Below are 23,180 nucleotides of genomic sequence, written 5' to 3'. Positions count from 1 at the left end.
GGTGCCGATTGCCAGGCGCTGGGCGGGCACATCCCTGGTAAATCTGCCAGTTGTGGCAGTTATGACACGACTCCTATCCTCTGGGCTCACACACGGAGGATCAACCATGAGCAACGGTCAAATTCAAGCATTCGTCGACGGTCAGATGGAGGCAACAGTCTCCTGGGCGGGCGGCAGCGAAACCCTCAAGATCAACCACGACGTCTTCGTCAGCGACCAGCATGCAAGTGTCAGCATTCAAGGCTGGGCACTATTTAATGCAGACCGCCGTTACTACGTCGTCGACATCTGGCTGCCGCGAAAAGACCTCGGCCTGCCCAAGCATGAGATGGGCTACGGCGAAGAAGCACCGGCCGGCGCCTACCTTGGGTCCAATACCGACAGCGGCAGTGGTTTTGCCAAGAGCGGCCTGATCCATGACACCGAGTGGAACGAGAGCACTGGCCTGTTCAAGACCAACTTCGAGTTCGTGGTCGATACCGACACAGCCGAGGAAGTGAAGGTCAAAGGCAGCGTGGTCGTGAACAAACTCAAGCGCCAGCAGGTGTAAGCGAACGAGCCTGCACTGCAGGGCAGGCTCTGCTCGCGAATATCAGAGCAACACCGTCCACAGCGCGAAACCGGCATACCACAGCACCGCGCAGCGCTGTAGCAGTTCCCACAGGCTGTCCAGCCTGGCCAGGCCGCGCTGGTCATCCTCCTCCTCGGGGATGTCGTCAGCCACCCGCCCGACCCGGGCCACCAAATGTCCGGCACCGATGTGCCAATTCAGCAATTCATGCAACATCAACCGCATGACCGCGACGAAGTTGCCCACCAGGGCGAAGCTCAGGGTCAGCACCCGCACCGGCAGCCAGTCCATGATATGGCGCAGTTGCTCGGCACGCGCCTTGAGTGCCGGTTGCCCACTGTTGCCGGCTGTCAGCGCCAGCAAGCGGTAGGCCAGGGCCGCACCAGGGCCAAGCACGAAATACCAGAAGATCACTGCGAAAAAGCTCTGGTAAGCCTGCCACAACAGATAACCCTGGACCCGCACCAGCAGGCCGCGAGGGGTATCGGCCTGCATGCCGAGATCGCGCTCTGCCACATGCAGCGCCGCTTGTTCGTCTCCGCGCCGCCAGGCATCGCGAAACGGCCCCAGAGCAGCCTTGGTTTCGCCACGGCCCAGGCTGTAGATCAGCACGAGCAGATGCACCGGCAAGGCCAACAAACCATAGGCAACCGGTTCCAGCACATGCAACAACAACATCAACAGCGCCACCGGCGCCGCCACCAGAATGGCCAGGGTCCACCAGGGATGGACCTTGCCGCTTCTTTCCAGGCGGGTCAGCTCGCCGATGAAGAACCCGTCATGCTGCACCCGCTTACGCCAGGCAGAGAACTTCTCGACCCACAGCACCAGCACCAACACCAGAAAACTCATGCCTTGTCCTCGTTGCTCTGCAGGGATCGCCGGTAGCGTTGCCAGTCGAAGGCCGGACCGGGATCGGTCTTGCGCACCGGAGCAATATCACAGTGCCCCTGGATGTGATCCACGTCGATCCGCGGGAACGCTGCGCGGATCTGCCGGGTCAGTTGCGTCAGTACGTTGTACTGGGCTTCGGTGTAGGGCAGTTCGTCGGTGCCTTCGAGCTCGATGCCGATGGAAAAGTCATTGCACCCTTCACGGCCCTGGAAGCACGACACACCGGCATGCCAGGCACGATCGAGCAGCGAGACGAACTGGGTCACGGCGCCATCGCGTTCGATGAACAGGTGTGCCGACACCGTCAGATGACAGATGTCCTTGAAGTAAGGATGTTCGTCAGGGTCGAGGCGGTTCTGGAAAAACGCCTGCACTTTGCCCGTGCCAAAACAGGCCGGAGGCAGGCTGATGTTATGGATGACCAGCAGCGAAATCGCTTCGCCCTCGGGGCGGGCGTTGAAGTTGGGCGAAGGGCAGTGGTCGATTCCGCCGAACCAGCCCGTGGCACGGTCCAATTGCATGGGAAGATCCTGAGAAAGCGCCGGTACAGGCCCGCAGTATGCCTTGCGGCTGTGGCCATTTGCATGTAAATCCTGGCGCACTCAATGCCGCGTGCCTTGGCGCAGGCCTGCGAGCACCGTTTGTAGCGCCCGCTCGAACAGCAGGCCGTCATCCAGCAGCCGCACATCGCCGCGCCGCAGCGCCTGCGCCAAGCCAGCCGCACTCCACTGGCGAACCTTCAGGCCGCTGCGGTTGGCGAACACCAGCCGATCACTGCCATCCAAACGGGCCACCAACTTGCAGCGCAGCGCCTGGCCCTCATCGCAGACCTCGACCCAGGCGCCCAACTGCAGGCGCTGCACCTGACGCAACGGCTGCACCAGATCATCGAGAGGACGCAGCGGTGCGCAGGCCAGCTCCTCGGCCAGCACCAGGACGATGTCTTCTTCGATCAGAACCTCGGTCATGGCTGGATCGCCATCGTCAACGCTCGCCGGCTGAGCGGCGCAGGCGCGCAGGTGCAGTTGCTGCAACTGCAGAAAGAACGCGCGGGTCACCGCCGAATCCAACGCCACACCGGCCAACCCGTCACGTAGCGCTTTGAGCAACCCTGGCACCTGCTGCAGCAAATGCTCACGGGCACGCAGGTCATGGTGCGGGACGACACTGCCCAGCAGCATGTCCAGGGTGGTCAACGCGTCGCGCCAAGGTGCGGAGGCCTCACCGTGCTTGAGCAGGACCATCAGCATGACCTGACTCCACCCTTGCACCACCATGTTCAGCACGCCTGCTGGCAGACGCCGGCCACGCAGACGTGCATTGAGCGCCCGCTGCACCTGCAGGCGTGCTTGCAGCGTCCGCACCCTGCCCTCTTCGGCATCGCGGGTGCGCTGTTCGAACAAGGCCGAACGCCGACGCTCATCCTGATTGAAGGCAAGAAAGTCCTCGAGCAGCTCGGCGAATAGCTCCGGGTCGTCATCGAATTCGTTGAGCAGGCGCTGGACAGTGCGCTCGATACGCAGGTGCAGGCTGTCACGCAGACCGTCATCGTTGGATTCCCAGCCGATTGCAGCAGCAGCCATTTCGTCGAGCAGTCGCCGGGCGGGATGACTGGCGCGAACCAGAACGCTCTTGTCCAGGAGCGCCACCTTGAGCAGCGGGATGTGCAGACGACCGATCAGGGCCCGCAGGCGGGTTGGCAAGTTGTCGTCAGCCTGGATGAAATCGAACAGCAAGCCGACCAGGCAGATCATGTCTTCATCGGCGTGACTGAGCCGGCATGGCGTTGCGCTGCGTGCACCGACACGCCGCAACAGCACGCCAAGTTGCTGGCCAGGGTCGAAATCATTGGCCTCGAACGTGGCTGGAACCTGATGCTGCAAGTGCGTCAGCAGACGCAGCAAGTCGGCGCGGCTCAGCAGCTGGGCCACGCCGATCGCCTGCACAGGCACGGGCGATCGACGGTCAGGTGCCAAGAGGCCCTGTACGGCATCGAACAGCGCCTGGCCGGCAAGGTCGGCGTGCTCGTCTTGCTGGGCGGCGCTCGGGCGCTGACGAGCATTGCTGCGCCGGTCCTCGGCACGTCGACGCGGCAACGCCGGCAGGTCGGGCAAGATACCGGCATCGGCGAGCAGTTGGTTGGCATCGTCGTAGACCAGGTACAAATCACGCAGCACATGACGCTCGAAGAGCTTCAGCAGGATTGCCCTGACGCGCGGGCCGAGCCCGAGGCTGCGCGCGGCATCGATGAACAGCTCGCACAACGGCGCAGGTGCGAGTGGGTTGCTCTGTTCGGGCAGAGCTCGATCGAGCAGCGCGTGCAAGCGCTGCAGCAACTGGCCGAGCGCCAGGCCATCGCGCGAGAGGGCGCGGGCGACCAGGGCCTCTGCTCCGCTATCACGCTCCAGGGACACCTCTGCCGTTGTCGCCGGTGCAGCGGTCTGCCCCATGCGGGCAAAGGCGCCATAGAACCCATCGAGCACATGGCGCTCGATGCCCTTGCGCTTGAGGCGCAGGTCACGCATGGCTTCGAAGCACAGATTCTGTTCACGGCGGTCGGTGGCTTTGTCGGCCATTTCGAAAAGGCTGTCATCGGCATTATCGAACAAGGCCTGCAGACCGTGACGCAATTGCAATGCGGCTTTGTCCCGCACCTGCAGGAGCAGTAGCGGAAGGCCGGGCAAATAGTTACCCCGCTCGATGGCGGCTGCCAGCGGCACCACCTTGCCTTCTGTATGCATCCTTGTCTCCTTGTTCGGCACGCTTTGGAACGCCGGCGTCGGGACGCTGGCAGGCAAAAGACCGCCAAATCGGGAAATTGCTCAACCGTCCTGACCAAAGGCGCGGTGGCCCGCACATCCCCTCCACTTACCGCCTCGACTTACCCCCTCAAATGGATCCATGTCATCAAATAGGTTCGATAACCGAACAAAAAATAGTCAAGCAATAATCTTCATAAACTTTTGATTTAACTAGCATTTTTGAAGGAAGACAATTCATGAAGAGGTCAGCACGAGGAATCTCAGCGACGAATCCCCTTCAGACGATAGTGTTTATGGATCCATCATCTGATTGATTAGCGCCTGACTACGGTCGGAGCCCTCCTGCCGTACGCGACAACAATTACAAAAGGGTTCAGTCATGAATGGCCTACCAGGGGCACGGAACCGACAAAGTTCCCTCAGCTTAGCGTGCCTGCGCACCTCCCTCTTCTCCACTGCGGTCGAGTCCGATCAACAGGTGACTCCATGAGCATGGATATCAAACAGCGGCTGGATGACGAGCCGATGGTCGGTTTCCAGTATCTGGCCATCGGTATCTGCATCGTCCTGAACATGATCGATGGTTTCGACGTACTGGTCATGGCTTTCACCGCGGCCTCGGTTTCGGCGCAATGGAACCTGAGCGGTGCACAGGTGGGGCTACTGCTCAGCGCTGGCCTGTTCGGCATGGCGGCCGGCTCATTGTTCATCGCCCCCTGGGCCGACCGCTTCGGCCGCCGCCCCTTGATTCTCGTCTGCCTGGCGCTTTCCGGGGTGGGCATGCTGCTCTGCGCCCTGAGCCAAAGCCCGCTACAGCTGGCGTTGTTGCGCGGCCTGACCGGGCTGGGGATCGGCGGCATTCTGGCCAGCAGCAACGTCATCGCCAGCGAATATGCCAGCAAGCGCTGGCGGGGCCTGGCAGTGAGCCTGCAATCGACCGGCTATGCCTTGGGCGCGTCCCTCGGCGGCTTGCTCGCGGTATGGTTGCTGGGACATTGGGGCTGGCGTTCGGTGTTTTTGTTCGGCGGCATCGTGACGGTGCTGGTGATCCCGCTGGTGCTGCTGTGGCTACCCGAATCGCTGGATTTCCTGCTCGCCCGACGCCCGGCCAATGCCTTGGCGAGGGTCAACCGCCTGGCTGCTCGCCTCGGCCACCCGGCACTGGCACAGCTCCCTCCCCCCCTCGCCCATACCCGCGGCACCACCGGTGGTTTCAGACAACTGCTCGCGCCCTCGCTGCGGCGCACCACCCTGGTGATCTGGTTGCTGTTCTTCCTGGTGATGTTCGGCTTCTATTTCGTCATGAGTTGGACCCCGAAACTACTCGTCGCAGCAGGCCTGTCGGCCCAACAGGGCATCACCGGCGGAGTGTTGCTGAGCGTTGGCGGCATCATCGGCGCCGCGCTGATCGGCGGCCTGTCCTCACGCTGGCCATTGAGCCGGGTGTTGTCGATATTCATGCTCATCACAGCGGGGCTGTTGGTGCTGTTCGTGGCCAACGGCGCTTCGGTCGCGATGGCGCTGGCGTTGGGCCTGCTGATCGGCTTGTTCTCCAATGGCTGCGTGGCAGGGCTGTATGCGCTCTCGCCAGCGGTGTATGACGCGTCGGTGCGCGCCACTGGCGTTGGCTGGGGTATCGGCATCGGTCGTATCGGCGCGATCCTCTCGCCTACCGTAGCGGGCGTCCTGCTCGATGGTGGCTGGCAACCGCTGCATTTGTATGGCGTGTTCGCCAGTGTATTCGTCATCGCCGCCGGCTGCCTGCTGTTGCTGCGGCGTGCCGCCACTCCTGCACGGCCAGAACTGGCCAACGCCTGACCCAAGCCGCCCGACAGCCCTCAGCGACGACGAGCCCGAACCGCTCGCCTTCGCTGAGGGCTGTTTGCGTTATCGGCACAGCTCAAGTCCGTAGTGAAGCGCCGGTGCGCCCACAATGAGCGACCACAACTCCAGTCCTTACGCTAAGATGGCCGCTCATGCCTCAAGAGTTGCCTGGATGAGTAAACCCGGTCAGATGGTGCTGGTTGCGTTGCGCAAGATGATCGCCTCGGGCGAACTGGCGGCCGGCGCGCGATTGATGGAAGTACCGACCGCCGAACTGTTCGGTGTGTCACGCATGCCGGTGCGCATGGCATTTCGCACCCTCGAGCAGGAAGGCCTGCTGGTGCGCTTTGGCGGCCGTGGTTTTCAGGTGCGCTCGGTCAGCGAAGAGGACATCGCCGGCGCGGTCGAGGTACGCGGTGTGCTGGAAGGTCTGGCCGCCCGCCAGGCAGCGGAGCGTGGTCTGTCGCCGGCAGCGCGCGAAGCCCTCCAGCAGTGCCTGGCCGAGGGGGACCAGCTGTTCGACAAGGGCTTCGTGACCGAGGAAGACCTGGACGCCTACCACGATCTCAACATGCGTTTTCATCAGGTGATCGTCGCGGCCAGTCACAACCCGGCGATTGCCGATGCCCTGGCGCGCAACGATCACTTGCCGTTCGCCTCGGTCACCGCACTGGCCATCGACCGCCACGACCTGGCGCGCGAGTACCGCCGCTTCAACTTCGCCCACATGCAGCATCACGCGGTGTTCGATGCCCTGGTCAACGGCCAGGGTGCCCGCGCCGAGGCGATCATGCGCGAGCACGCCAATGCCACCTTGCGCTATGCCGAAACCTTCGGCAGCGCCAAGGCCGACCCACGCATGAAGGTCATTCTGCCAGCATCCTGAGCCAGGTCAGATATCCAGCACCAGCAGCGGCGTCTTGGAGCGAGAGCAGCATGGCGTGAACTGATCGTTCAACGCCTGCTCCTGCTCGGTGAGGAACAGATCGCGATGATCGGGCGTGCCCTGCAGCACACGGGTCAGGCAGGTACCGCAAATACCCTGCTCGCAGGAAACGGCGATTTCGATTCCATGGCGCTCCAACACCTGCACCACGCTCTGGTCTGCCGGCACCTCGAAGACCTCGCCGGTGCTGCCCACCTGGACCGAGAAACTGCCATCGCCGCTGGTATCGAGCGCAGCAGCAGCGAAGTACTCCCGGTGCAGGTTGGCTTCTTGCCAGCCCAGCGACCTGGCGCTTTCCAGTACGTGCTGCATGAAACCACCAGGGCCACAGACATACAGGTGAACATCGTCATGCGCACCGCCCAATACCTGGGCGATATCCAGCGCGGTCTCCGGTTGTTCATCGAAGTGCACGAACAGGCGGTCGGCAAACGGCGAGTGACGAATGCGCTCGAGGAATGCCGCACGCTCACAGGAACGGGCGCAGTAATGCAATTCGAAATCCGCGCCGCTGTGCGACAACTGCTCGGCCATGCACAGGATTGGCGTGATGCCGATGCCACCGGCGAACAACAGGCTACGCCGAGCCCCCGCAGTCAGCGGGAACAGGTTACGCGGCTCGCTGATACGCAGACTTGCGCCTGCGCCAACCTGCTGGTGGAGGCTGCGCGAACCGCCGCGTGAAGCCGGGTCGTCGAGCACGCCGATCAGATAGCGGTGGCGTTCTTCAGGGTGATTGCACAGGGAGTACTGACGTACCAGCCCACCGGGCAGGTGCACATCGATGTGCGCGCCGGCACTGAAGGCCGGCAGCGGGCTGCCATCGGCAGCGGCCAGTTCGAAGCTGCAGATACCCAGGGCTTCATCGTTGCGGGATACCACTACGGCATCGATCATGTCGGATCCTCCTCAGGCTGGCGTCGCGCTGGTGGCGATCAGTTCCGGTTGGGCTGCGCGCTCCTTGGCGATCCACCGCTCCAGCACCTTGCGCGACTGCACACCACCGGCATCGATATTGAGCTTGAGCAGGTTACGTTCGGGGTAGGCGAGCAGGTTCTGCTGTTGGCGTTCGAGCATTTCCAGGTCTTCGCTGAAGATCTTGCCCTGGCCTTCACGGATGTTGTCGGTCAGGGTCTGGTCGTGGGCGGCGAAGTTGCGTGCCATGCCCCAGAAGTACCAGATAGAGGTATCGGTTTCCGGCGTGATGAAATCGACCACGATGCTCGAAGCCTTGTGCTGGGGCTCGGCGTGGTAGCCGCCCTTGCCGGCATGGGCAACGCCGACTTCGATCAGGACATGGCTCGGCGGGGTGAAGCGGCAGATCTGCCACCGATCCACCGGCACATCGTCAGCCAGGCCATTGCCACGCAGGGCCATGCGCCAGAACGGCGGTGCCATGATGTTTTCCATGTGGCGCGCAGTGACCACTTCGTCACCTGTGACAGTGGTGACAGGGGGCGCTTCGTCGATTTCCTTCTGGCCGATGCTGGAGGCATGGACATAGGTTTCATGGGTGAGATCCATCAGGTTATCGATCATCAACCGGTAGTCGCAACCGATGTGGAACAAGCCGCCGCCGTAGGCCCACTCGTCACTGACCGCCCACTCCAGGTGCGGGATCAGGCTCGCATCGGCCTGCGCCTGGTCGCCAGGCCAGACCCAGACGAAGCCATAGCGTTCGACCACAGCGAAGGTCTTGTTGCAGGGAAAGCCGCGAACTCGCTGCCCCGGCATGGAGACAGTCTTGCCGTCACAGCCCATCACCAGGCCGTGATAACCACATACCAGGTTCCCGTCTTCGACGTAGCCCAGCGACAGCGGCGCGCCACGGTGCGGACAGAAGTCCTCGACTGCGCAAACACGGCCCTCGTGACCGCGATAGAAAACGATCTTTTCCCCGCAGATCTGTCGACCCAGAGGTTTTTCGGCAATTTCGTCAGGGGTGCAAGCGACGTACCAGGTGTTTTTTGGGTACATGGAGGCTCTCCGGCATGTTGTTTTTATTTAATGGATCCATTAAATCCACGAACAACGTTGGCAGTCAATGTAAATACGGCTATGCATTCGTAATCCGTGCGATTACCGGCCCACATATGGATCCATTAAAGCAACCTCTGGCCTGTTCGAGCCCCCTGCCGGCACACGCGGTCTGCTGTACACAGCCGCCTCCCCTACCCGATAATCGCGACACCTAGCTTGTGGAGCCGACCATGCCGAACCTACGCCTCGCCGACCTGACTGCCGAAATCGAAGCCAACGTGCGCCGTGCGTTGCTGGAAGACATCGGCAGCGGCGACATCACCGCGCAACTGATCCCCGCCGAGCGCCTGGCCAAGGCCACCATCATTACCCGCGAGGATTGCGTGGTCGCCGGCACTGCCTGGGTCGATGCGGTGTTCCGTCAACTCGATCCCCGGGTTGCGGTACATTGGCAGGTCGCCGACGGCGATCAGGCCAAGGCCAACCAGGCATTGTTCCACCTCGAAGGACCAGCTCGTTCGCTGCTCAGTGGCGAGCGCGCAGCGCTCAACTTCCTGCAGATGCTTTCAGGCGTCGCTACCCGCGCGCACTTCCTCGCCGGGCTGGTGGCAGGCACCCAGGTGCGCCTGCTCGATACCCGCAAGACTTTGCCTGGGCTGCGCCTGGCACAGAAGTACGCGGTCACCTGCGGCGGCTGCCACAATCACCGCATCGGCCTGTACGACGCTTTCCTGATCAAGGAAAACCACATTGCCGCCTGCGGAGGCGTGGCAGAGGCAGTGACCGCGGCGCACCGCATCGCGCCAGGCAAACCGGTTGAGATCGAAGTGGAGAGCCTGGACGAATTGCGTCAGGCGCTGGACGCCGGTGCCGACATCGTGATGCTCGACGAACTGACCCTCGATGAAATGCGCGAAGCCGTGCGCATCAATGCCGGCAAGGCCAAGCTGGAAGCCAGTGGCGGGGTCAACGAAAGCACCCTGCGGGTGATTGCCGAAACCGGCGTGGACTATATCTCGATTGGCGCGATGACCAAGGATGTCAAGGCAGTGGACCTGTCGATGCGCTTGAGTCTTTGAGGTAGCCCCCGCGAATTCGGCATTGCGCGGACAAAAAAACCGGCCCAGGGCTAATGCCAGTCAGTTAAGGTCTCATGCTCATCTATTGGGGCCGCGTTGCGGCCTTCGCGGGTCTGGGCTGCGCTGTCGCGCAGAGAACCATGGTCCTTGTGGGAGCGGGCTTGTCCCGCGAATGGGGCGACGCGGTGAATGGCACCGGCTTCGCCGGTGTTCGCGGGTCAAGCCCGCTCCCACAGGTTCTACGCTCGAATCAAGGCCGGCGCAGTCCCTGTGCGGGTTCACCCGCGAAGGGCTGCAAAGCAGCCCCAATTGGCTTAACTGACTGGCATTAGCCCAAGGGCCGGTTTTCTTGTGAAGAACTATCAGAACGAGGCGTTGGCCAGACCGTCCAGGTAGCGCTCGACGTCCAGTGCGGCCATGCAACCAGCACCGGCGGAGGTGATCGCCTGGCGGTAGACGTGGTCGGCCACGTCGCCAGCGGCGAACACGCCCTCGACGTTAGTGGCGGTGGCGTTGCCTTCACGGCCGCCGTGAACCACCAGGTAACCGTCCTTCAGGGTCAGTTGGCCTTCGAACAGCGAAGTGTTCGGGGTATGACCGATGGCGACGAACACACCGTCGACCTTGATTTCGTCGTTGCTGCCGTCGTTGTTCTTCAGGCGCGCACCGGTAACACCCATGTTGTCACCCAATACTTCGTCCAGGGTGGCATTGAGCTTGAGTTCGATCTTGCCTTCGGCCACGCGGGCGTGCAGCTTGTCGACCAGGATCTTCTCGGCGCGGAACGTGTCGCGACGGTGCACCAAGGTCACCTTGCTGGCGATGTTGGCCAGGTACAGCGCTTCTTCCACAGCGGTATTGCCGCCGCCGATGACCGCGACCGGTTTGTTGCGATAGAAGAAACCGTCGCAGGTGGCGCAGGCCGATACGCCCTTGCCCATGAACGCTTCCTCGGAAGGCAGACCCAGGTAGCGGGCGCTGGCGCCGGTAGCGATGATCAGCGCGTCGCAGGTGTAGGTGCCGCTGTCGCCTTGCAGGGAGAACGGTTTGTTGGCCAGGTCGACCGCGTTGATGTGGTCGAAGACGATCTCGGTCTCGAAGCGCTCGGCGTGCTCCTGCATACGCTGCATCAGAGCAGGACCGGTCAGGCCATGGGGATCGCCCGGCCAGTTGTCGACCTCAGTGGTGGTGGTCAGCTGGCCACCGGCCTGCATCCCGGTGATCAGCAGCGGCTTGAGGTTGGCACGGGCAGCATAGACCGCTGCGCTGTAACCGGCAGGGCCGGAACCAAGGATGATTACCCGCGAATGACGTACTTCGGACATGTCGAACTCCTGTCGAGCCGGCGGCGCATGGCCGGCATCGGTGTACCGGCTGCGCCGACTGGTATTAAAAAGGACCCACGCAGCACTTGGGGAAGGCTACAACGCGCCGGTCCAAAACCAAAAAGATGAGCGCACTGTAACGAGGTGGCAGAGATTAAGGAAATATCCTCCGACAATCCACCTCATAGGCATCCTCTATCTGCCACTCAGACCTGAAAAATCACGCCGCGGTTTGTTACAGACGATGTCTTCATGAACCGCCGCCTTTCGTCGGCGCAGCAAACTCGGTAAGGTCAGCGCGTTTCCTCACGTTTTGCGGAGTATCCCAATGCAAGCCCCCGTCCTCTCCGGCCCGCAATACCTGCGCGAAGGCCTGAAACTGGTGCTGAGCCCGAATCTGCGGCTGTTCGTCCTGCTGCCGCTGGCGATCAACCTGCTGCTGTTCGGCGGCCTGATCTACTTCGCCGGCCATCAGTTCAGCCTTTGGGTCGATAGCCTGATGCCGAGCCTGCCCGACTGGCTGAGCTTCCTGACCTACATCCTGTGGCCATTGTTCGTCGCCTTGGTAGTGCTGATGGTGTTCTTCACCTTCACCCTGGTGGCCAACGTCATCGCTGCGCCTTTCAATGGTTTCCTGGCCGAGAAGGTGGAAGTGGTGGTCCGTGGCCAGGATCCCTTCCCGGCCTTCAGCTGGGGCGAACTGGTGGCCATGGTGCCCCGCACGTTCGGCCGCGAGATGCGCAAGCTCGGCTACTTCCTGCCGCGCGCCATCGGCCTGTTCATCCTGTCTTTCATCCCTGTGGTCAACGTGGTCGCGGCCCCTTTATGGCTGGTGTTCGGCGTCTGGATGATGGCCATCCAATACATCGACTACCCGGCGGACAACAACAAGATGAGCTGGCAGGACATGCTCGCCTGGCTGCGCAGCAAACGCTGGCAGTCGCTGGGGTTTGGTGGAATCACCTACCTGGCGCTGATGGTGCCGCTGGTGAACGTGGTGATGATGCCGGCTGCCGTGGCGGGGGCAACGCTGTTCTGGGTGCGCGAGCGCACGTAGTAACTATCTACAGTTCAGCCTGCAGTCGTCTGGTTTCCAATGGCCACGCACCGCAATGTCGCGGTACTGACCCTGGAGATTGAGCATGGAATTCACAGACGTGAAATCGAAGGACTTCATTGAACTGGCAGGTGTCCCAGAGCACCGGCAAGGTACCGTCATCGCCGAGCACCGTGTGAAGTGGCGCCTGCGCGAAACGCTGGAAAACAGCGGCATCACCTACCCCTACGAGCATATCTTCTTCACCACCTGGAACGAGGATGGTGTGGTCAACTACAGCAAGTCGCTGGTGCAATTGCTGACCGAAGCGGTGGTGGACAGTGAACCACCGTCCATCGGTATGCACGGTGGCCTGTTCGGCCGCATGGCAGTCACCAGCAGCGATGAACTGCTGAACATCGACCAGCAAACCGTCGACGAGGCCATCCAGATCGTCTACAGGCACATCAAGGACACCGAGCAAGCAGGCTGATGGTAGGGCGCAAGGAGGCGTATTCGCGCCTCCTTCGATCACTGACTGAGTCGGCTGGAAAACTGTCCTACCGCATCGACCACCTTCTTCGCCCCCTCCTGAATCTCGACGATCACCCCACCGGTATCGGCCGCCAGTGCCAGGCCTTGCTCGGCCTGACGCTTGCTGGTGTCGATGATGCCAACCGCTGCCTGCGCCAGTTGCTCATTCTGCTGCACCACCCGGGCGATTTCCTCGGTGGCTCCGCTGGTGCGCGACGCCAGTTGCCGCACTTCGTCGGCGACCACGGCGAAACCACGGCCCTGCTCACCGGCGCGCGCAGCCTCGATGGCGGCATTGAGCGCCAGCAGGTTGGTCTGGCCGGCGATATCGCTGATGGTCTTGATGATCGCGCCGATCACCTTGGACTGCTCATCCAGCGCCTGGATGCCCTCGGCGGCATCCTGCATCGAGCGCTCGAGGCCGCGCATCACCTCGACAGTCTGAGTCACCACTTCGGTCGCTCGACGCGCACCGTCATCGGTGGTCAACGAAGTGCTGTAGGCGACATCCGCCGCCTGGGCCACAGCCTGTTCCTGGTTGACCTGGTCAGTGATGACGGTGGCGAACTTCACCACCTTGTACAACACATCATGGGCATCGAAGATCGGGTTGTAGGAAGCCTCCAACCACACCGTGCGACCGTGCGCATCGATGCGTTTGAAACGGTCGGCCACATATTCGCCCCGACGCAGCTTGTCCCAGAACGCCTGGTAGTCGGACGAGCTGGCCTCTGCCGCCTCGCAGAACATGCGGTGATGCTTTCCGCGCACCTGCTCCAGGGTATAGCCGATCGCTTGCAGGAAACGCTCATTGGCAGCAAGCACGATGCCATCGAGATCGAACTCGATCACTGCAGTGGAGCGCATCAGCGCCTTGATCAGACTTTCATGTTCGCGCGACGTTTCGATCGTACGGGTCAGATCGCTGGAGTGCAGCGAGAAGTGCTTGATCCGCCCGTCGATATCCTTCACCGGCTGCAGGATCGAGCGCAGCCAGGCCTCCTTGCCATTGCCGCGCAGCAAGCGAAATGCGCCATTGAGATGCTCGCCACGGGCAATGGCGCCTTTCATCCGCTGATAGAAATCGAGCTTCTTCACGTGGGCAGGCACGATCTCTTCGATAGAGCGCCCAAGCAATTGCTCGGCGCGGTAGTGCATCTCGGCCTCGAAGTTGTGGTTGACCTGCTCGATGCGCCCCAAGGGGTCGAGCTGCAACACCAACATTTCACTGTCGAGGCTGCTCTTGACCTGCTCGATGGCCATCAATTCTTCACGCAGTTGCCGGTTTTCTTTCTTGAGCTTGCTGTTGAACATCACCGCTCTCCTGGAGCGCATCAACCGATTCGGATTCAAGTTCATCGGCCATGGGCCAGGCCTCTTGAGCACGGCGCAGGGAAATATCCGGGCACCGCGCATGCCGGAAATCAGGCGTCATTGCTACGGCATATGGCTGTCACATTCGCGCAACGCAGCAGGCGGAGACTTCTCCCATGAATACTCCCAGCCTGCGTATCACCCTGGTCAGCGAGACCTTCCCACCCGAGATAAACGGCGTGGCCAATACCCTTGGTCACCTCAGCGAGGGCTTGCACCTGCGCGGCCACCAAGTGGAGATCATCCGGCCGCGCCAAGCGGGGGAGACTGCCAAGGGCGACGACCCGCAACTGATGTTCTGCCGGGGGTGGGGATTGCCAGGCTACCCTGGGCTGCAATGGGGCGAAGTGTCGATGCACAGGTTGCTGCGCCGCTGGCGCCGGCGACGTCCGGATGTGCTGTACATCGCCACCGAGGGCCCGCTTGGGCTCAGCGCCCTGCGCGCTGCCCGACGCCTGGGCATTGCCGTGGTCAGCGGCTTTCACACCAATTTCCCGCAGTATTGCGGCCAGTACGGACTGGGCCTGCTGACCCGCCTGCTCACCCACTACCTACGTTGGTTCCACCGCCGCACCGCGACCACCCTGGTGCCGAGCCAGAGCCAGTGCCTGGAACTGGAACGGCGCGGCTTCGAGCGTTTGGCCCTGTTGGGACGCGGTGTGGACACCTGCCTGTTCACCCCTGCCCGTCGCAATCAGGCCTTGCGCCAGGGATGGGGGTTGGAGCCGAATGACGTTGCCGTGATCTATGTCGGTCGACTGGCGGCGGAAAAGAACCTCGGTCTGCTGCAACCGAGCCTGCAGGCGCTGCAGCGCGCCTCTCCCCACAAGCGCCTGCGCCTGGTACTGGTCGGGGACGGCCCGCTGCGCGCCGCACTCGAGCGATCACTGCCTGAGGCGGTATTCTGCGGCGCCCGGCGCGGTGATGACCTCGCCGAGCATTACGCCAGCGGTGACCTGTTCCTGTTCCCCAGCCTGACCGAGACCTTCGGCAACGTGGTGCTCGAAGCGATGGCCTCGGGGCTTGCTGTCGTGGCCTACGACCAAGCCGCTGCCGCCCAACACATCCGCCATGGCCACAACGGCGCGCTGGCCATGCCGGGTGACCCGGCTGCTTTCGTCGAGGCCGCCTGCTGGCTGCTGGAAGAAAACGAGACCCTGCGCCGGGTCCGCCTCAACGCCCGGCAACATGCCAGCCGCCAAGGTTGGCCGGCCATCGTCGAGCAGTTCGAGAATTACCTGCACACGGCTTGGCGCGCGACGAAAGACAGCGACGACCGGCCTGCCGAGATAGCGCTGGCAATCAAGCCAGGCTCGACAAGCCAGGGATAGGGGTGAACGGGTCAGCCGAGCGCTTTCTCGATGGCCTGAACCACCGCCGGATCATCAGGCGTCGTGCGTGGAGCGAAGCGCGCCAGCACACGACCATCCTTGCCGACGAGAAACTTCTCGAAGTTCCAGCTGATGTCCCCCGGAAACTCCGCCCCCTCACCGGCCAACAGGCGATACAGCGCATGGCGCTGCGGACCGTTGACTTCGAGTTTGCCACCCAGCGGGAAGGTCACCCCATAGTTGAGGTTGCAGAAGGTGCGGATTTCCTCTTCGCTGCCCGGCTCCTGGCCAGCGAACTGGTTGCACGGCAGTCCGATCACCGTGAGGCCTTTGTCCTTGTATTGCTGGTAGAGATTTTCCAAGGCCTTGTACTGCGGCGTCAGGCCGCACTTGGAGGCGACATTGACCACCAGCACCACCTGGCCCTTGAACGGTGCAAGGGGCAGATCCTCGCCGTTCAGCGCCTTCAACGTCAGGTCGTGAAATGCACTCATGTTGTGTTCCCCTTTCAGCTTCCCAGAGACCGCGGGGCAAAATCCGCCCACTAAAAAGGCGCCCGTTCAAGCCATCCACCTCCCGTTGGGAAGGCAAGTCGGCTTGCCCGAGCGCCTTGGCGACTGTCTGAGCTTAGCGCAGAAAATCAGTGGTGATGGCCACCTTCACCGTGGATGTGACGGTGAGCGATTTCTTCTTCGCTGGCGTCACGAACGTTGACGACCTTGACCTTGAAGTTCAGGCGCTGACCGGCCAGCGGGTGGTTGCCGTCGACAGTGATGTCGTCGCCGTCGATGTCGCGGATGGTGACGATCTGCATTTGGCCATCCGGCGCCGAGGCATGGAACTGCATGCCGACTTCCAGTTGGTCAACGCCTTCGAACAGGCTGCGGTTCAGGGTGCTGACCAGCTCGGCCAAGTACTCGCCGTAGGCTTCTTCCGGCTCAACGGCGACTTCCAGCTCGTCACCGGCCTGCTTGCCTTCCAGGGCCTTTTCCAGACCTGGGATGATATTGCTGGCACCGTGCAGGTAAACCAGCGGCGCGCCACCGGCGGAGCTGTCGATGGTCTCCCCGGCGTCGTTGGTCAGGGTATAGTCGATGGAGACTGCCTTGTTGGCGGCGATCAGCATGGGGCAAGACCTTTTGCAAAAGAATGTAGAACGGACAAGTGTAACCAAGGCATCGCCCGATTGCGACCGTAGCTCGATCGAGCAACGGTCCATCAGTCGGATCGTCGGCTTCCGCCAGGACGAAGACGGCCATTGGGTGGTCGAGCTCGATTGCGGCCATTCCCAGCACCTGCGTCACCAACCGCCGTGGCAGGCACGCCCCTGGGTGCTCGACGCCGGACAACGGGCGCAACGCATCGGCCAGCCTTTTGCCTGTGGCTGGTGCGCACAGGGGGCAGATGGCGCTACCCTTGGCCGTTGACTCCTTGCACCGCTTATTTCGAGAAGCACGCATGCAAACATTTTTCATTGCGCCGACCGACTTCGGTGTCGGTCTGACGTCGATCAGCCTCGGCCTGGTCCGCACCCTGGAGCGGGCTGGCCTGAAGGTCGGCTTCTTCAAGCCGATTGCCCAACCGCACCCCGGAGACACCGGCCCCGAACGCTCCACCGAGCTGGTCGCTCGAACCCACGGCATCAAGCCTCCCCCGCCCCTGAGTCTGGCCCAGGTCGAGCGCATGCTCGGCGACGGCCAACTGGACGAGCTGCTGGAGGAAATCATCCGCCTTTACCAGCAAGCCTGCGTGGACAACGATGTGGTAGTGGTCGAAGGCATGGTCCCCACCCGGCACGCCAGCTATGCCGCCCGGGTCAACCTGCACCTGGCCAAGAGCCTGGATGCCGAGGTGATCCTGGTCTCGGCAGCGGAGAACGAGGTGCTCAGCGAACTCTCCGGACGGGTAGAGCTTCAAGCTCAGCTGTTCGGCGGTCCGCGTGACCCGAAGGTGCTCGGGGTAGTGCTGAACAAAGTGCGCACCGATGAAAGCATGGCCGATTTCGCCACACGCCTGCGCGAACACTCGCCGCTGCTGCGCGGCGACGACTTCCGTCTGCTTGGCTGCATTCCGTATCAAGCCGAACTGAACGCGCCGCGCACCCGCGATGTGGCCGAACTGCTCGGCGCCCAGGTGCTCAACGCCGGCGACTACGAACAACGGCGCATGAACAAGATCATCATCTGCGCACGTACCGTGGCCAATACCGTACCGTTGTTGACCCCAGGCACCCTGGTGGTGACCCCGGGCGATCGTGACGACATCATCCTCGCAGTGAGCCTGGCCGCCATCAACGGCGTGCCCCTGGCTGGCCTGTTGCTGACCAGCGACAGCAAGCCTGACGCACGCATCCTCGAACTGTGCCGTGGCGCCTTGCAGGCAGGGCTGCCGATCCTCTCGGTCAGCACCGGCTCGTACGACACTGCCAACCAGCTCAATTCTCTCAATCGCGAGATCCCGGTGGACGACCGCGAACGCGCTGAATTCATCACTGACTTCGTCGCCAGCCACCTGGACGCCGCCTGGCTCCACCAGCGCTGCGGCACGCCACGCGAGCCACGCCTGTCGCCGGCAGTATTCCGCTATCAACTGATTCAGCGGGCGCAGCAAGCCAACAAGCGCATCGTCCTGCCGGAAGGTGCCGAACCGCTGCTGGTGCAAGCCGCTGCCCTCTGCCAGGCCCGTGGGATTGCCCGTTGCGTGCTGTTGGCCAAACCCGAGGAGGTCGAAGCAGTGGCCCGTGCCCAGGGCATCAGCCTGCCGGCCGACCTGGAGATCCTCGATCCCGAACGCATCCGTGGCCGCTACGTCGAGCCCATGGTCGAATTGCGCAAGAGCAAGAACCTCAACGCACCAATGGCCGAGCAGCAGCTGGAGGATCCGGTGGTGATCGGCACCATGATGCTGGCGCTCGACGAGGTCGATGGTCTGGTTTCAGGACTGGTCCATTCGACCGCCAACACCATTCGTCCGGCCTTGCAGTTGATCAAGACCGCACCGGGCAGCAGCCTGGTGTCTTCGGTTTATTTCATGCTGTTTCCCGAACAGGTGTTGGTGTACGGCGACTGCGTGATGAACCCGCACCCAAGCGCTGCTGAACTGGCGGAAATCGCCCGACAGAGCGCAGAGTCGGCTCGCGCGTTCGGCATCGTGCCGCGAGTGGCGATGATCAGCTATTCGAACGACTCGGCCAGTGACGAGGAAGTGGAGAAGGTGCGCGAAGCCACCCGTCTGGCGCAGAGCAGCCAACGGCAACTGCTGATCGACGGCCCGCTGCAATACGACGCCGCGGCCAATCCGCAGGTGGCCCGCCAGCTAGCCCTGCAAAGCAAAGTGGCCGGCCAGGCGACGGTATTCGTGTTCCCCGACCTGAACACCGGCAACACCACGCACAAGGCCGTACAACGCAGTACCGACGGCGTCAGCCTGGGGCCTATGCTGCAGGGGTTGCGCAAGCCGGTGAACGACCTGCCACGCGGGGCGCAAGTCGACGACATCGTTCATACCATCGCCCTGACGGCGATTCAGGCCAGCGTCGCCGACTGAAAATGAAAACGCCGGCAAGGTTGCCGGCGTCAGGACAACAGCGCCGCTCCATCAGCGGCGTTGCTGATTCAGCTCAGGGGTACTGCTGCACCTGCCCCTGCTGATCATACTGCTGGCCAGGGATCGGCTTGAGGTTGACTTCGACGCGGCGATTCTGCGCGCGACCATTGGCATCGGCGTTGCTCGCGATCGGTTGGTCCGGGCCCATGCCACGTACGCTGACGCGCGAGCCATCGACGCCCTGAGAGGTCAGGTAGGTGCTGACCGCCTGGGCACGGCGCTGGGACAGATCCATGTTGTGTTGGCGGCTGCCGGTGCTGTCGGTGAAGCCGACCACTTCGATGGTGTTCTGGTTGAACTGCTTGAACGAGTTCGCCAGGTTGTTGAGCGGGGTGTAGAAGCTCGGCGCGATGTTGGCCGAATCGGTGGCGAAGGTGATGTTGCCGGGCATGATCAGCTTGATCTGGTCGCCTTGGCGCTGCACTTCGACACCGGTATTGGCCATCTGTGCACGCAGTGCCGCTTCCTGCTTGTCAGCGTAGTAACCGTAACCTGCGGCGGCAGCGCCCACCGCGGCAGCGCCGATCAGGGCGCCCTTGCCACGGTTGTTGTGATCGATGGCAGCACCAGCCACTGCCCCGGCCAACGCGCCCAGACCACCGTACTTAGCGGTTTTGCTCATGCCCGAGGAGCCCTGGGAGTCGTAAGGATTCTGGCTGGCGCAACCGGTCATCAGGGCGGCGGCGGTTGCGACGATAATCAGACGACGCATGGTGAACATGGACAAGCTCCTACTGAAATTCATTATGTGCGGCGGATCGAGAACGGATCATTGCCAGGCTTGGATTGCGCGAGCAAGGAAAAATTCCATGAAGCCTTTGTCATGCAGCTTACGCGCGCACGAAAGGGTTCTCCCGCATCTCGTCACCCAGGCGGGTATCGGCGCCGTGGCCAGTGACCACGGTGGCCTCTTCATCCAGCCGATACAGCCGCTCCTTGATCGAGCGCACGATGGCCCGCTGATCCCCACCCCACAAATCGGTGCGGCCGATGCCGCGACGGAACAGGGTGTCGCCGGCGATCAGCAGCTTGGCGTCGGCGAACCAGAAGCTCATCGATCCGGGCGTGTGACCCGGCGTGTGCAAGGCCACACCGCAACCGCAGGCCAGCTCCTCGTCATCACTCAACCAGCGATCGGGCGGCGGCACCGGCGTGTACGGCACACCGAACATCTGACACTGCATTTCCAGGTTATCCCACAGCGGCTGGTCGTCCTTGTGCAGGTGCAAGGTCGCGCCGGTCAACTCCTTGAGTCTGCCGGAGGCGAGGAAGTGGTCGAAATGGGCATGGGTGTGAATGATGCTCACCAAGGTCAGGCCGTGGGCCTGTAAACGGGCGAGAATCTTCTCCGGATCACCGCCCGGATCGACGACGATGGCTTTCTTGCTGAGTGGGTCGCCGATCAGCGTGCAATTGCACTGCAACGGGCCGACGGGGAGGGTTTCGCGGATGAGGAGGGTCTGGGGCGGCATGGGGTTACCGGGGCAAGTCATGACGACAGGTAGATTAACAGGAGCTTGCTGTGTGATTCGAGGGGTGCTCGATCTGATGAGCAGAGGAATACCAAGCCAACCACTCACGGCAAATACAACCTGAACAACCCACCCCCCAGCGCCCCGCCATTACTGATTTCAATGCGCCCCTGCACCCCATCGCGCTCATGCAGTGCCGCGATGCGCGCTGCGAAGTACAGGCCCAGGCCGGTGCTGCCGCTCTGGGCGTCGATGCCTTGCACATAATCCTGCTGGCGCTCGAGCATACGCTGTGGATAACCCGGACCATCGTCGTTGACGCTGACCACCAACTGTTCGTCCTGCTCTTCAATGCCAATCAGCAAGGCATGGCCGGCGTAGCGAATGGCGTTGGTCAGTACGTTGGCCACCACCGAGGCGACCAATTCACGATCGAAAAAGCCCAGCGGGCTTTGGGTGTCGATGCGCCAGGTGGCGAGAATATCGCGATGCTCCAGAACTTCCTGGTGCGCGGCCAGCTGGGCCTCGATGAAATCCTCCAGCTCATGGTAGTCCGGGCACACCGGCAACTGGTTCACGCCCAGTTTGTACAGGCCGAGCATCTGCACCAGCATGCCATTGAGGTGGCGGAACTCGTGCTCGATCACCCCCTGCTCGGTTCCCTGGCGCAGCCCTTCAGGCAGCCGGGCGAGGAACTGGTCATGGGCCTGGATCAGCGCAGACAACGAGTTCTTCAGATCGTGCACGGTGGAGGCGATCACCGTGGAAAAATCCAGCCCCTGGTCAACCCCGCTCATGCGCCGAACACTCGAATGTGCAGCTTGCGGTAACGATCATGTCGGTTATCGCTGGCCGGAATACCGGCAACGCTTTGCAGGCAAGCGCGACACTCCTGCATCAGCTCGGCCGACGGCGCTTCGCCGCCGATGCGCAACAACGCCTGGGCAGTATTGAGGGCGATACTGATGTTCTTCGGCTGCAGCGCCAATGCCTTGCGGAACAGCTCCAGCGCCTGGTCGAGCTGACCAAGCTGGTAGCTGCGCACGCCCTGGCGATTGAGGTCGACCGCCTCGGTAACGGCACCGAGCACCGCCGGATCGTCAGTGAGCTTGGCTACGCTTTGCATGACCTTGGGGTCATCACCGTAGGTTTCAACGCAACCCTTGAGAATCGCGCCACCGGCGGAGTCCTGGCCCAAAGCCTGCAACTGCTTGGCCACGGTCAAGGCCGCATCGACGGAGAAGAACTGCTCCATCTTGTCCAGGCGCTGCATGGCCTGTTCAGTGAGCTTGGCAGCGGTCTCGGCGTCGCCGGCCTGCTGCAGGCTGGCCGCCTTCATCAGGCGTGCCCGCACCTGCAGGCCCTGGTCTTCGACGTTCTCCTTGGCCACTTCACCGAGCACGGTATTGATCTCGACCCGCGTGCGCGCGTCGAGACCGAAGCCAGCATTCTTGTTCATCAGCGCCTGGACCAGCCCGAGGTTGCTCTCGGCATCCTTGTAGCGCGAGCTTTGCCCTTGGTTCACCGCATGGCGGTAAGCCTTGGAGGCGCTTTCGAAATCCTCGTTGTCCAGCGCCAGTTTGCCCAAAGCGGCCTGGCGACGCACTGCCAGTGGTGACAGGCGCACGGCTTCTTCGAGCATGTGCTGGGCACGCTTGGTTTCGCCTTGAGCCACCAGCACCTCGGCCATGCCATCGTAGAGCGCCGGCATGATCGGAAACGCCTTCAGCGCCTGCTCATACACGCCCTGGGCCTGATCGTGCTGTCCACGCTTGTGCAACAAGCCACCCAGTGCCGAGTACACCCAAGGCTGGGGGCGACTGGCGAGGATCGACTTGAGGAACTTCTCCAGCTCATCGAAACGGTTGAGGTCGCGCAGCGCGTCGGCTCGGTAGCGCAGGCACAGCGGCGCGAAGCGTGGGTCCTGCTTGCACAGTTCGGCGCAGGCGGCCAGAACCTCGGCCGGACGACCGCGATCCAAAGCCTGGAGAATGGGCTTGAGCAAGGTCTTGCGCTGGGTCAGTTTCTCCAGGCGCTGGGCCAGGCCGACGCGGTTGAATGGCTTGGTCAGGTAAGCGTCAGGTTCGTGTTCAAGGGTACTGAGCACGATCGACTGACTGCTCTCGGCGGTGACCATGATGAACACGCACTCATGGCTGATCAGCTTGTCGAGGATCAGGTCCTCCAACACCTGCTGGCCGTTTTTCTTGCCATCACCGAGGTGGAAATCCTGCAGGATGAAGTCGTAGCGCTTCTGCCCGCACATGCGCAGCGCCTGCTCACCGCTGTCGGCGGTGTCGACGTCGCGCACGCCCAGTTCACGCAGCATGGACCGGGTCGAGGTACGGAAGTCGGTGAAATCGTCGACGATCAGAAAGTTTTTTTGCCCGTACTGCAGCATCAACACGACCTGTCTTGAGGTGATGGGAAAAGGGGTGCGTGGCGA

The 23,180-nt window shown here is 62.4% G+C and carries 22 protein-coding genes and 1 pseudogene; 9 read left to right on the top strand and 14 right to left on the bottom strand.

Going from position 1 to position 23,180, the window contains the following annotated elements; genetic code table 11:
• The first annotated feature begins 106 nt into the window (after positions 1-106).
• On the top strand, positions 107-550 hold the full coding sequence (locus tag KY379_RS02150) for a hypothetical protein (RefSeq protein ID WP_133332103.1): 444 nt from the start codon (positions 107-109) through the stop codon (positions 548-550).
• A 42-nt stretch (positions 551-592) separates the two neighbouring features.
• Here the strand turns inward: KY379_RS02150 and ampE are convergent, their stop codons facing one another.
• From ampE to KY379_RS02135, 3 genes are all read right to left on the bottom strand, one after another.
• Positions 593-1,423, bottom strand: coding sequence for a regulatory signaling modulator protein AmpE (gene ampE, locus KY379_RS02145; protein WP_261240819.1), 831 nt, complete (start codon positions 1,421-1,423; stop codon positions 593-595).
• Positions 1,420-1,986 carry a 1,6-anhydro-N-acetylmuramyl-L-alanine amidase AmpD gene (gene ampD, locus KY379_RS02140; protein WP_133332105.1) on the bottom strand — a complete coding sequence of 189 codons (567 nt, stop codon included), beginning with the start codon at positions 1,984-1,986 and terminating at the stop codon, positions 1,420-1,422. The genes ampE and ampD overlap by 4 nt, the downstream gene beginning before the upstream one ends.
• A gap of 81 nt (positions 1,987-2,067) precedes the next feature.
• Positions 2,068-4,206, bottom strand: a complete 2,139-nt coding sequence (locus KY379_RS02135; protein ID WP_261240820.1) for a DUF1631 domain-containing protein — start codon at positions 4,204-4,206, stop codon at positions 2,068-2,070.
• 507 nt (positions 4,207-4,713) lie between these two features.
• Between KY379_RS02135 and KY379_RS02130 the strand changes: the two genes are divergently transcribed.
• Together KY379_RS02130 and KY379_RS02125 are read left to right on the top strand one after the other, a co-directional pair.
• Positions 4,714-6,045: an MFS transporter gene (locus tag KY379_RS02130; RefSeq protein WP_133332107.1), complete on the top strand. Its 1,332-nt coding sequence runs from the start codon at positions 4,714-4,716 to the stop codon at positions 6,043-6,045.
• A gap of 178 nt (positions 6,046-6,223) precedes the next feature.
• Positions 6,224-6,937: a GntR family transcriptional regulator gene (locus tag KY379_RS02125; protein WP_133332108.1), complete on the top strand. Its 714-nt coding sequence runs from the start codon at positions 6,224-6,226 to the stop codon at positions 6,935-6,937.
• A gap of 6 nt (positions 6,938-6,943) precedes the next feature.
• On the opposite strand, the gene KY379_RS02120 is transcribed toward KY379_RS02125, so the two are convergent.
• Positions 6,944-7,894, bottom strand: coding sequence for a PDR/VanB family oxidoreductase (locus KY379_RS02120; RefSeq protein WP_133332109.1), 951 nt, complete (start codon positions 7,892-7,894; stop codon positions 6,944-6,946).
• A gap of 12 nt (positions 7,895-7,906) precedes the next feature.
• Positions 7,907-8,974, bottom strand: coding sequence for an aromatic ring-hydroxylating oxygenase subunit alpha (locus KY379_RS02115; RefSeq protein WP_133332110.1), 1,068 nt, complete (start codon positions 8,972-8,974; stop codon positions 7,907-7,909).
• Positions 8,975-9,207: 233 nt separating this feature from the next.
• Between KY379_RS02115 and nadC the strand changes: the two genes are divergently transcribed.
• Positions 9,208-10,056 carry a carboxylating nicotinate-nucleotide diphosphorylase gene (gene nadC / locus KY379_RS02110; protein WP_133332111.1) on the top strand — a complete coding sequence of 283 codons (849 nt, stop codon included), beginning with the start codon at positions 9,208-9,210 and terminating at the stop codon, positions 10,054-10,056.
• A gap of 362 nt (positions 10,057-10,418) precedes the next feature.
• Here nadC and trxB read toward each other — a convergent pair whose 3' ends face one another.
• Positions 10,419-11,381, bottom strand: coding sequence for a thioredoxin-disulfide reductase (trxB, locus tag KY379_RS02105; RefSeq protein WP_133331362.1), 963 nt, complete (start codon positions 11,379-11,381; stop codon positions 10,419-10,421).
• 328 nt (positions 11,382-11,709) lie between these two features.
• On the opposite strand from trxB, the gene cysZ reads away from it, so the two are divergent.
• Both cysZ and KY379_RS02095 read left to right on the top strand, forming a co-directional pair.
• Positions 11,710-12,438, top strand: a complete 729-nt coding sequence (cysZ, locus tag KY379_RS02100) for a sulfate transporter CysZ (RefSeq protein WP_133331360.1) — start codon at positions 11,710-11,712, stop codon at positions 12,436-12,438.
• An 85-nt stretch (positions 12,439-12,523) separates the two neighbouring features.
• On the top strand, positions 12,524-12,910 hold the full coding sequence (locus KY379_RS02095; RefSeq protein WP_133331358.1) for a hypothetical protein: 387 nt from the start codon (positions 12,524-12,526) through the stop codon (positions 12,908-12,910).
• Between the two features lie 38 nt (positions 12,911-12,948).
• Here KY379_RS02095 and KY379_RS27330 read toward each other — a convergent pair whose 3' ends face one another.
• Together KY379_RS27330 and KY379_RS27325 are read right to left on the bottom strand one after the other, a co-directional pair.
• On the bottom strand, positions 12,949-13,359 hold the full coding sequence (locus tag KY379_RS27330) for a methyl-accepting chemotaxis protein (protein ID WP_409977258.1): 411 nt from the start codon (positions 13,357-13,359) through the stop codon (positions 12,949-12,951).
• A gap of 129 nt (positions 13,360-13,488) precedes the next feature.
• Positions 13,489-14,175 (bottom strand): annotated as a pseudogene (locus KY379_RS27325) (PAS domain-containing protein); the annotation flags it as partial.
• A 266-nt stretch (positions 14,176-14,441) separates the two neighbouring features.
• Between KY379_RS27325 and KY379_RS02085 the strand changes: the two are divergent.
• Positions 14,442-15,656, top strand: a complete 1,215-nt coding sequence (locus KY379_RS02085; protein ID WP_261240824.1) for a glycosyltransferase family 4 protein — start codon at positions 14,442-14,444, stop codon at positions 15,654-15,656.
• 11 nt (positions 15,657-15,667) lie between these two features.
• Here the strand turns inward: KY379_RS02085 and KY379_RS02080 are convergent, their stop codons facing one another.
• The gene (locus tag KY379_RS02080) at positions 15,668-16,150 is read right to left on the bottom strand and encodes a glutathione peroxidase (protein WP_133331352.1); all 483 of its coding nucleotides are present in this window, start codon (positions 16,148-16,150) and stop codon (positions 15,668-15,670) included.
• Positions 16,151-16,296: 146 nt separating this feature from the next.
• Entirely contained in the window at positions 16,297-16,782 is a 486-nt protein-coding gene (locus KY379_RS02075; RefSeq protein WP_133331350.1) for a peptidylprolyl isomerase, read from the bottom strand.
• Here KY379_RS02075 and KY379_RS02070 point away from each other — a divergent pair.
• Entirely contained in the window at positions 16,781-17,083 is a 303-nt protein-coding gene (locus KY379_RS02070) for a DUF3565 domain-containing protein (RefSeq protein ID WP_133331349.1), read from the top strand. The genes KY379_RS02075 and KY379_RS02070 overlap by 2 nt on opposite strands.
• A gap of 31 nt (positions 17,084-17,114) precedes the next feature.
• Complete coding sequence (gene pta / locus KY379_RS02065; protein WP_261240827.1) at positions 17,115-19,202, top strand: phosphate acetyltransferase; 2,088 nt, start codon at positions 17,115-17,117, stop codon at positions 19,200-19,202.
• 73 nt (positions 19,203-19,275) lie between these two features.
• Here the strand turns inward: pta and KY379_RS02060 are convergent, their stop codons facing one another.
• The 4 genes from KY379_RS02060 to KY379_RS02045 form a co-directional block, all read right to left on the bottom strand.
• Positions 19,276-19,983 (bottom strand): OmpA family protein, encoded by a 708-nt coding sequence (locus KY379_RS02060; RefSeq protein ID WP_133331347.1) that lies wholly within the window; start codon positions 19,981-19,983, stop codon positions 19,276-19,278.
• A 109-nt stretch (positions 19,984-20,092) separates the two neighbouring features.
• Positions 20,093-20,734 (bottom strand): MBL fold metallo-hydrolase, encoded by a 642-nt coding sequence (locus KY379_RS02055; protein WP_261240829.1) that lies wholly within the window; start codon positions 20,732-20,734, stop codon positions 20,093-20,095.
• A gap of 104 nt (positions 20,735-20,838) precedes the next feature.
• On the bottom strand, positions 20,839-21,531 hold the full coding sequence (locus tag KY379_RS02050) for a sensor histidine kinase (protein ID WP_133331345.1): 693 nt from the start codon (positions 21,529-21,531) through the stop codon (positions 20,839-20,841).
• The gene (locus tag KY379_RS02045; RefSeq protein ID WP_133331378.1) at positions 21,528-23,135 is read right to left on the bottom strand and encodes a tetratricopeptide repeat-containing response regulator; all 1,608 of its coding nucleotides are present in this window, start codon (positions 23,133-23,135) and stop codon (positions 21,528-21,530) included. The genes KY379_RS02050 and KY379_RS02045 overlap by 4 nt, the downstream gene beginning before the upstream one ends.
• Positions 23,136-23,180 lie beyond the last annotated feature (45 nt).

Origin of the sequence: Pseudomonas sp. HD6422, assembly GCF_025377065.1 — a bacterium.
Classification (GTDB): Bacteria; Pseudomonadota; Gammaproteobacteria; order Pseudomonadales; family Pseudomonadaceae; genus Aquipseudomonas; species Aquipseudomonas putida_U.
This window is presented reverse-complemented; position numbering and strand designations above follow the sequence as displayed.

Coding starts and splice junctions, on each gene's coding strand:
- pta (WP_261240827.1), top strand. CDS start 17,115: ATGCAAACATTTTTCATTGCGCCGACCGACTTCGGTGTCGGTCTGACG.
- KY379_RS02045 (WP_133331378.1), bottom strand. CDS start 23,135: ATGCTGCAGTACGGGCAAAAAAACTTTCTGATCGTCGACGATTTCACC.
- nadC (WP_133332111.1), top strand. CDS start 9,208: ATGCCGAACCTACGCCTCGCCGACCTGACTGCCGAAATCGAAGCCAAC.
- KY379_RS02130 (WP_133332107.1), top strand. CDS start 4,714: ATGAGCATGGATATCAAACAGCGGCTGGATGACGAGCCGATGGTCGGT.
- KY379_RS02115 (WP_133332110.1), bottom strand. CDS start 8,974: ATGTACCCAAAAAACACCTGGTACGTCGCTTGCACCCCTGACGAAATT.
- KY379_RS02135 (WP_261240820.1), bottom strand. CDS start 4,206: ATGCATACAGAAGGCAAGGTGGTGCCGCTGGCAGCCGCCATCGAGCGG.
- ampD (WP_133332105.1), bottom strand. CDS start 1,986: ATGCAATTGGACCGTGCCACGGGCTGGTTCGGCGGAATCGACCACTGC.
- KY379_RS02070 (WP_133331349.1), top strand. CDS start 16,781: ATGGGGCAAGACCTTTTGCAAAAGAATGTAGAACGGACAAGTGTAACC.
- KY379_RS02095 (WP_133331358.1), top strand. CDS start 12,524: ATGGAATTCACAGACGTGAAATCGAAGGACTTCATTGAACTGGCAGGT.
- KY379_RS02150 (WP_133332103.1), top strand. CDS start 107: ATGAGCAACGGTCAAATTCAAGCATTCGTCGACGGTCAGATGGAGGCA.
- KY379_RS02080 (WP_133331352.1), bottom strand. CDS start 16,150: ATGAGTGCATTTCACGACCTGACGTTGAAGGCGCTGAACGGCGAGGAT.
- KY379_RS02125 (WP_133332108.1), top strand. CDS start 6,224: ATGAGTAAACCCGGTCAGATGGTGCTGGTTGCGTTGCGCAAGATGATC.
- cysZ (WP_133331360.1), top strand. CDS start 11,710: ATGCAAGCCCCCGTCCTCTCCGGCCCGCAATACCTGCGCGAAGGCCTG.
- KY379_RS02075 (WP_133331350.1), bottom strand. CDS start 16,782: ATGCTGATCGCCGCCAACAAGGCAGTCTCCATCGACTATACCCTGACC.
- KY379_RS02085 (WP_261240824.1), top strand. CDS start 14,442: ATGAATACTCCCAGCCTGCGTATCACCCTGGTCAGCGAGACCTTCCCA.
- KY379_RS27330 (WP_409977258.1), bottom strand. CDS start 13,359: ATGCAGGATGCCGCCGAGGGCATCCAGGCGCTGGATGAGCAGTCCAAG.
- KY379_RS02050 (WP_133331345.1), bottom strand. CDS start 21,531: ATGAGCGGGGTTGACCAGGGGCTGGATTTTTCCACGGTGATCGCCTCC.
- KY379_RS02120 (WP_133332109.1), bottom strand. CDS start 7,894: ATGATCGATGCCGTAGTGGTATCCCGCAACGATGAAGCCCTGGGTATC.
- trxB (WP_133331362.1), bottom strand. CDS start 11,381: ATGTCCGAAGTACGTCATTCGCGGGTAATCATCCTTGGTTCCGGCCCT.
- KY379_RS02055 (WP_261240829.1), bottom strand. CDS start 20,734: ATGCCGCCCCAGACCCTCCTCATCCGCGAAACCCTCCCCGTCGGCCCG.
- KY379_RS02060 (WP_133331347.1), bottom strand. CDS start 19,983: ATGTTCACCATGCGTCGTCTGATTATCGTCGCAACCGCCGCCGCCCTG.
- ampE (WP_261240819.1), bottom strand. CDS start 1,423: ATGAGTTTTCTGGTGTTGGTGCTGGTGCTGTGGGTCGAGAAGTTCTCT.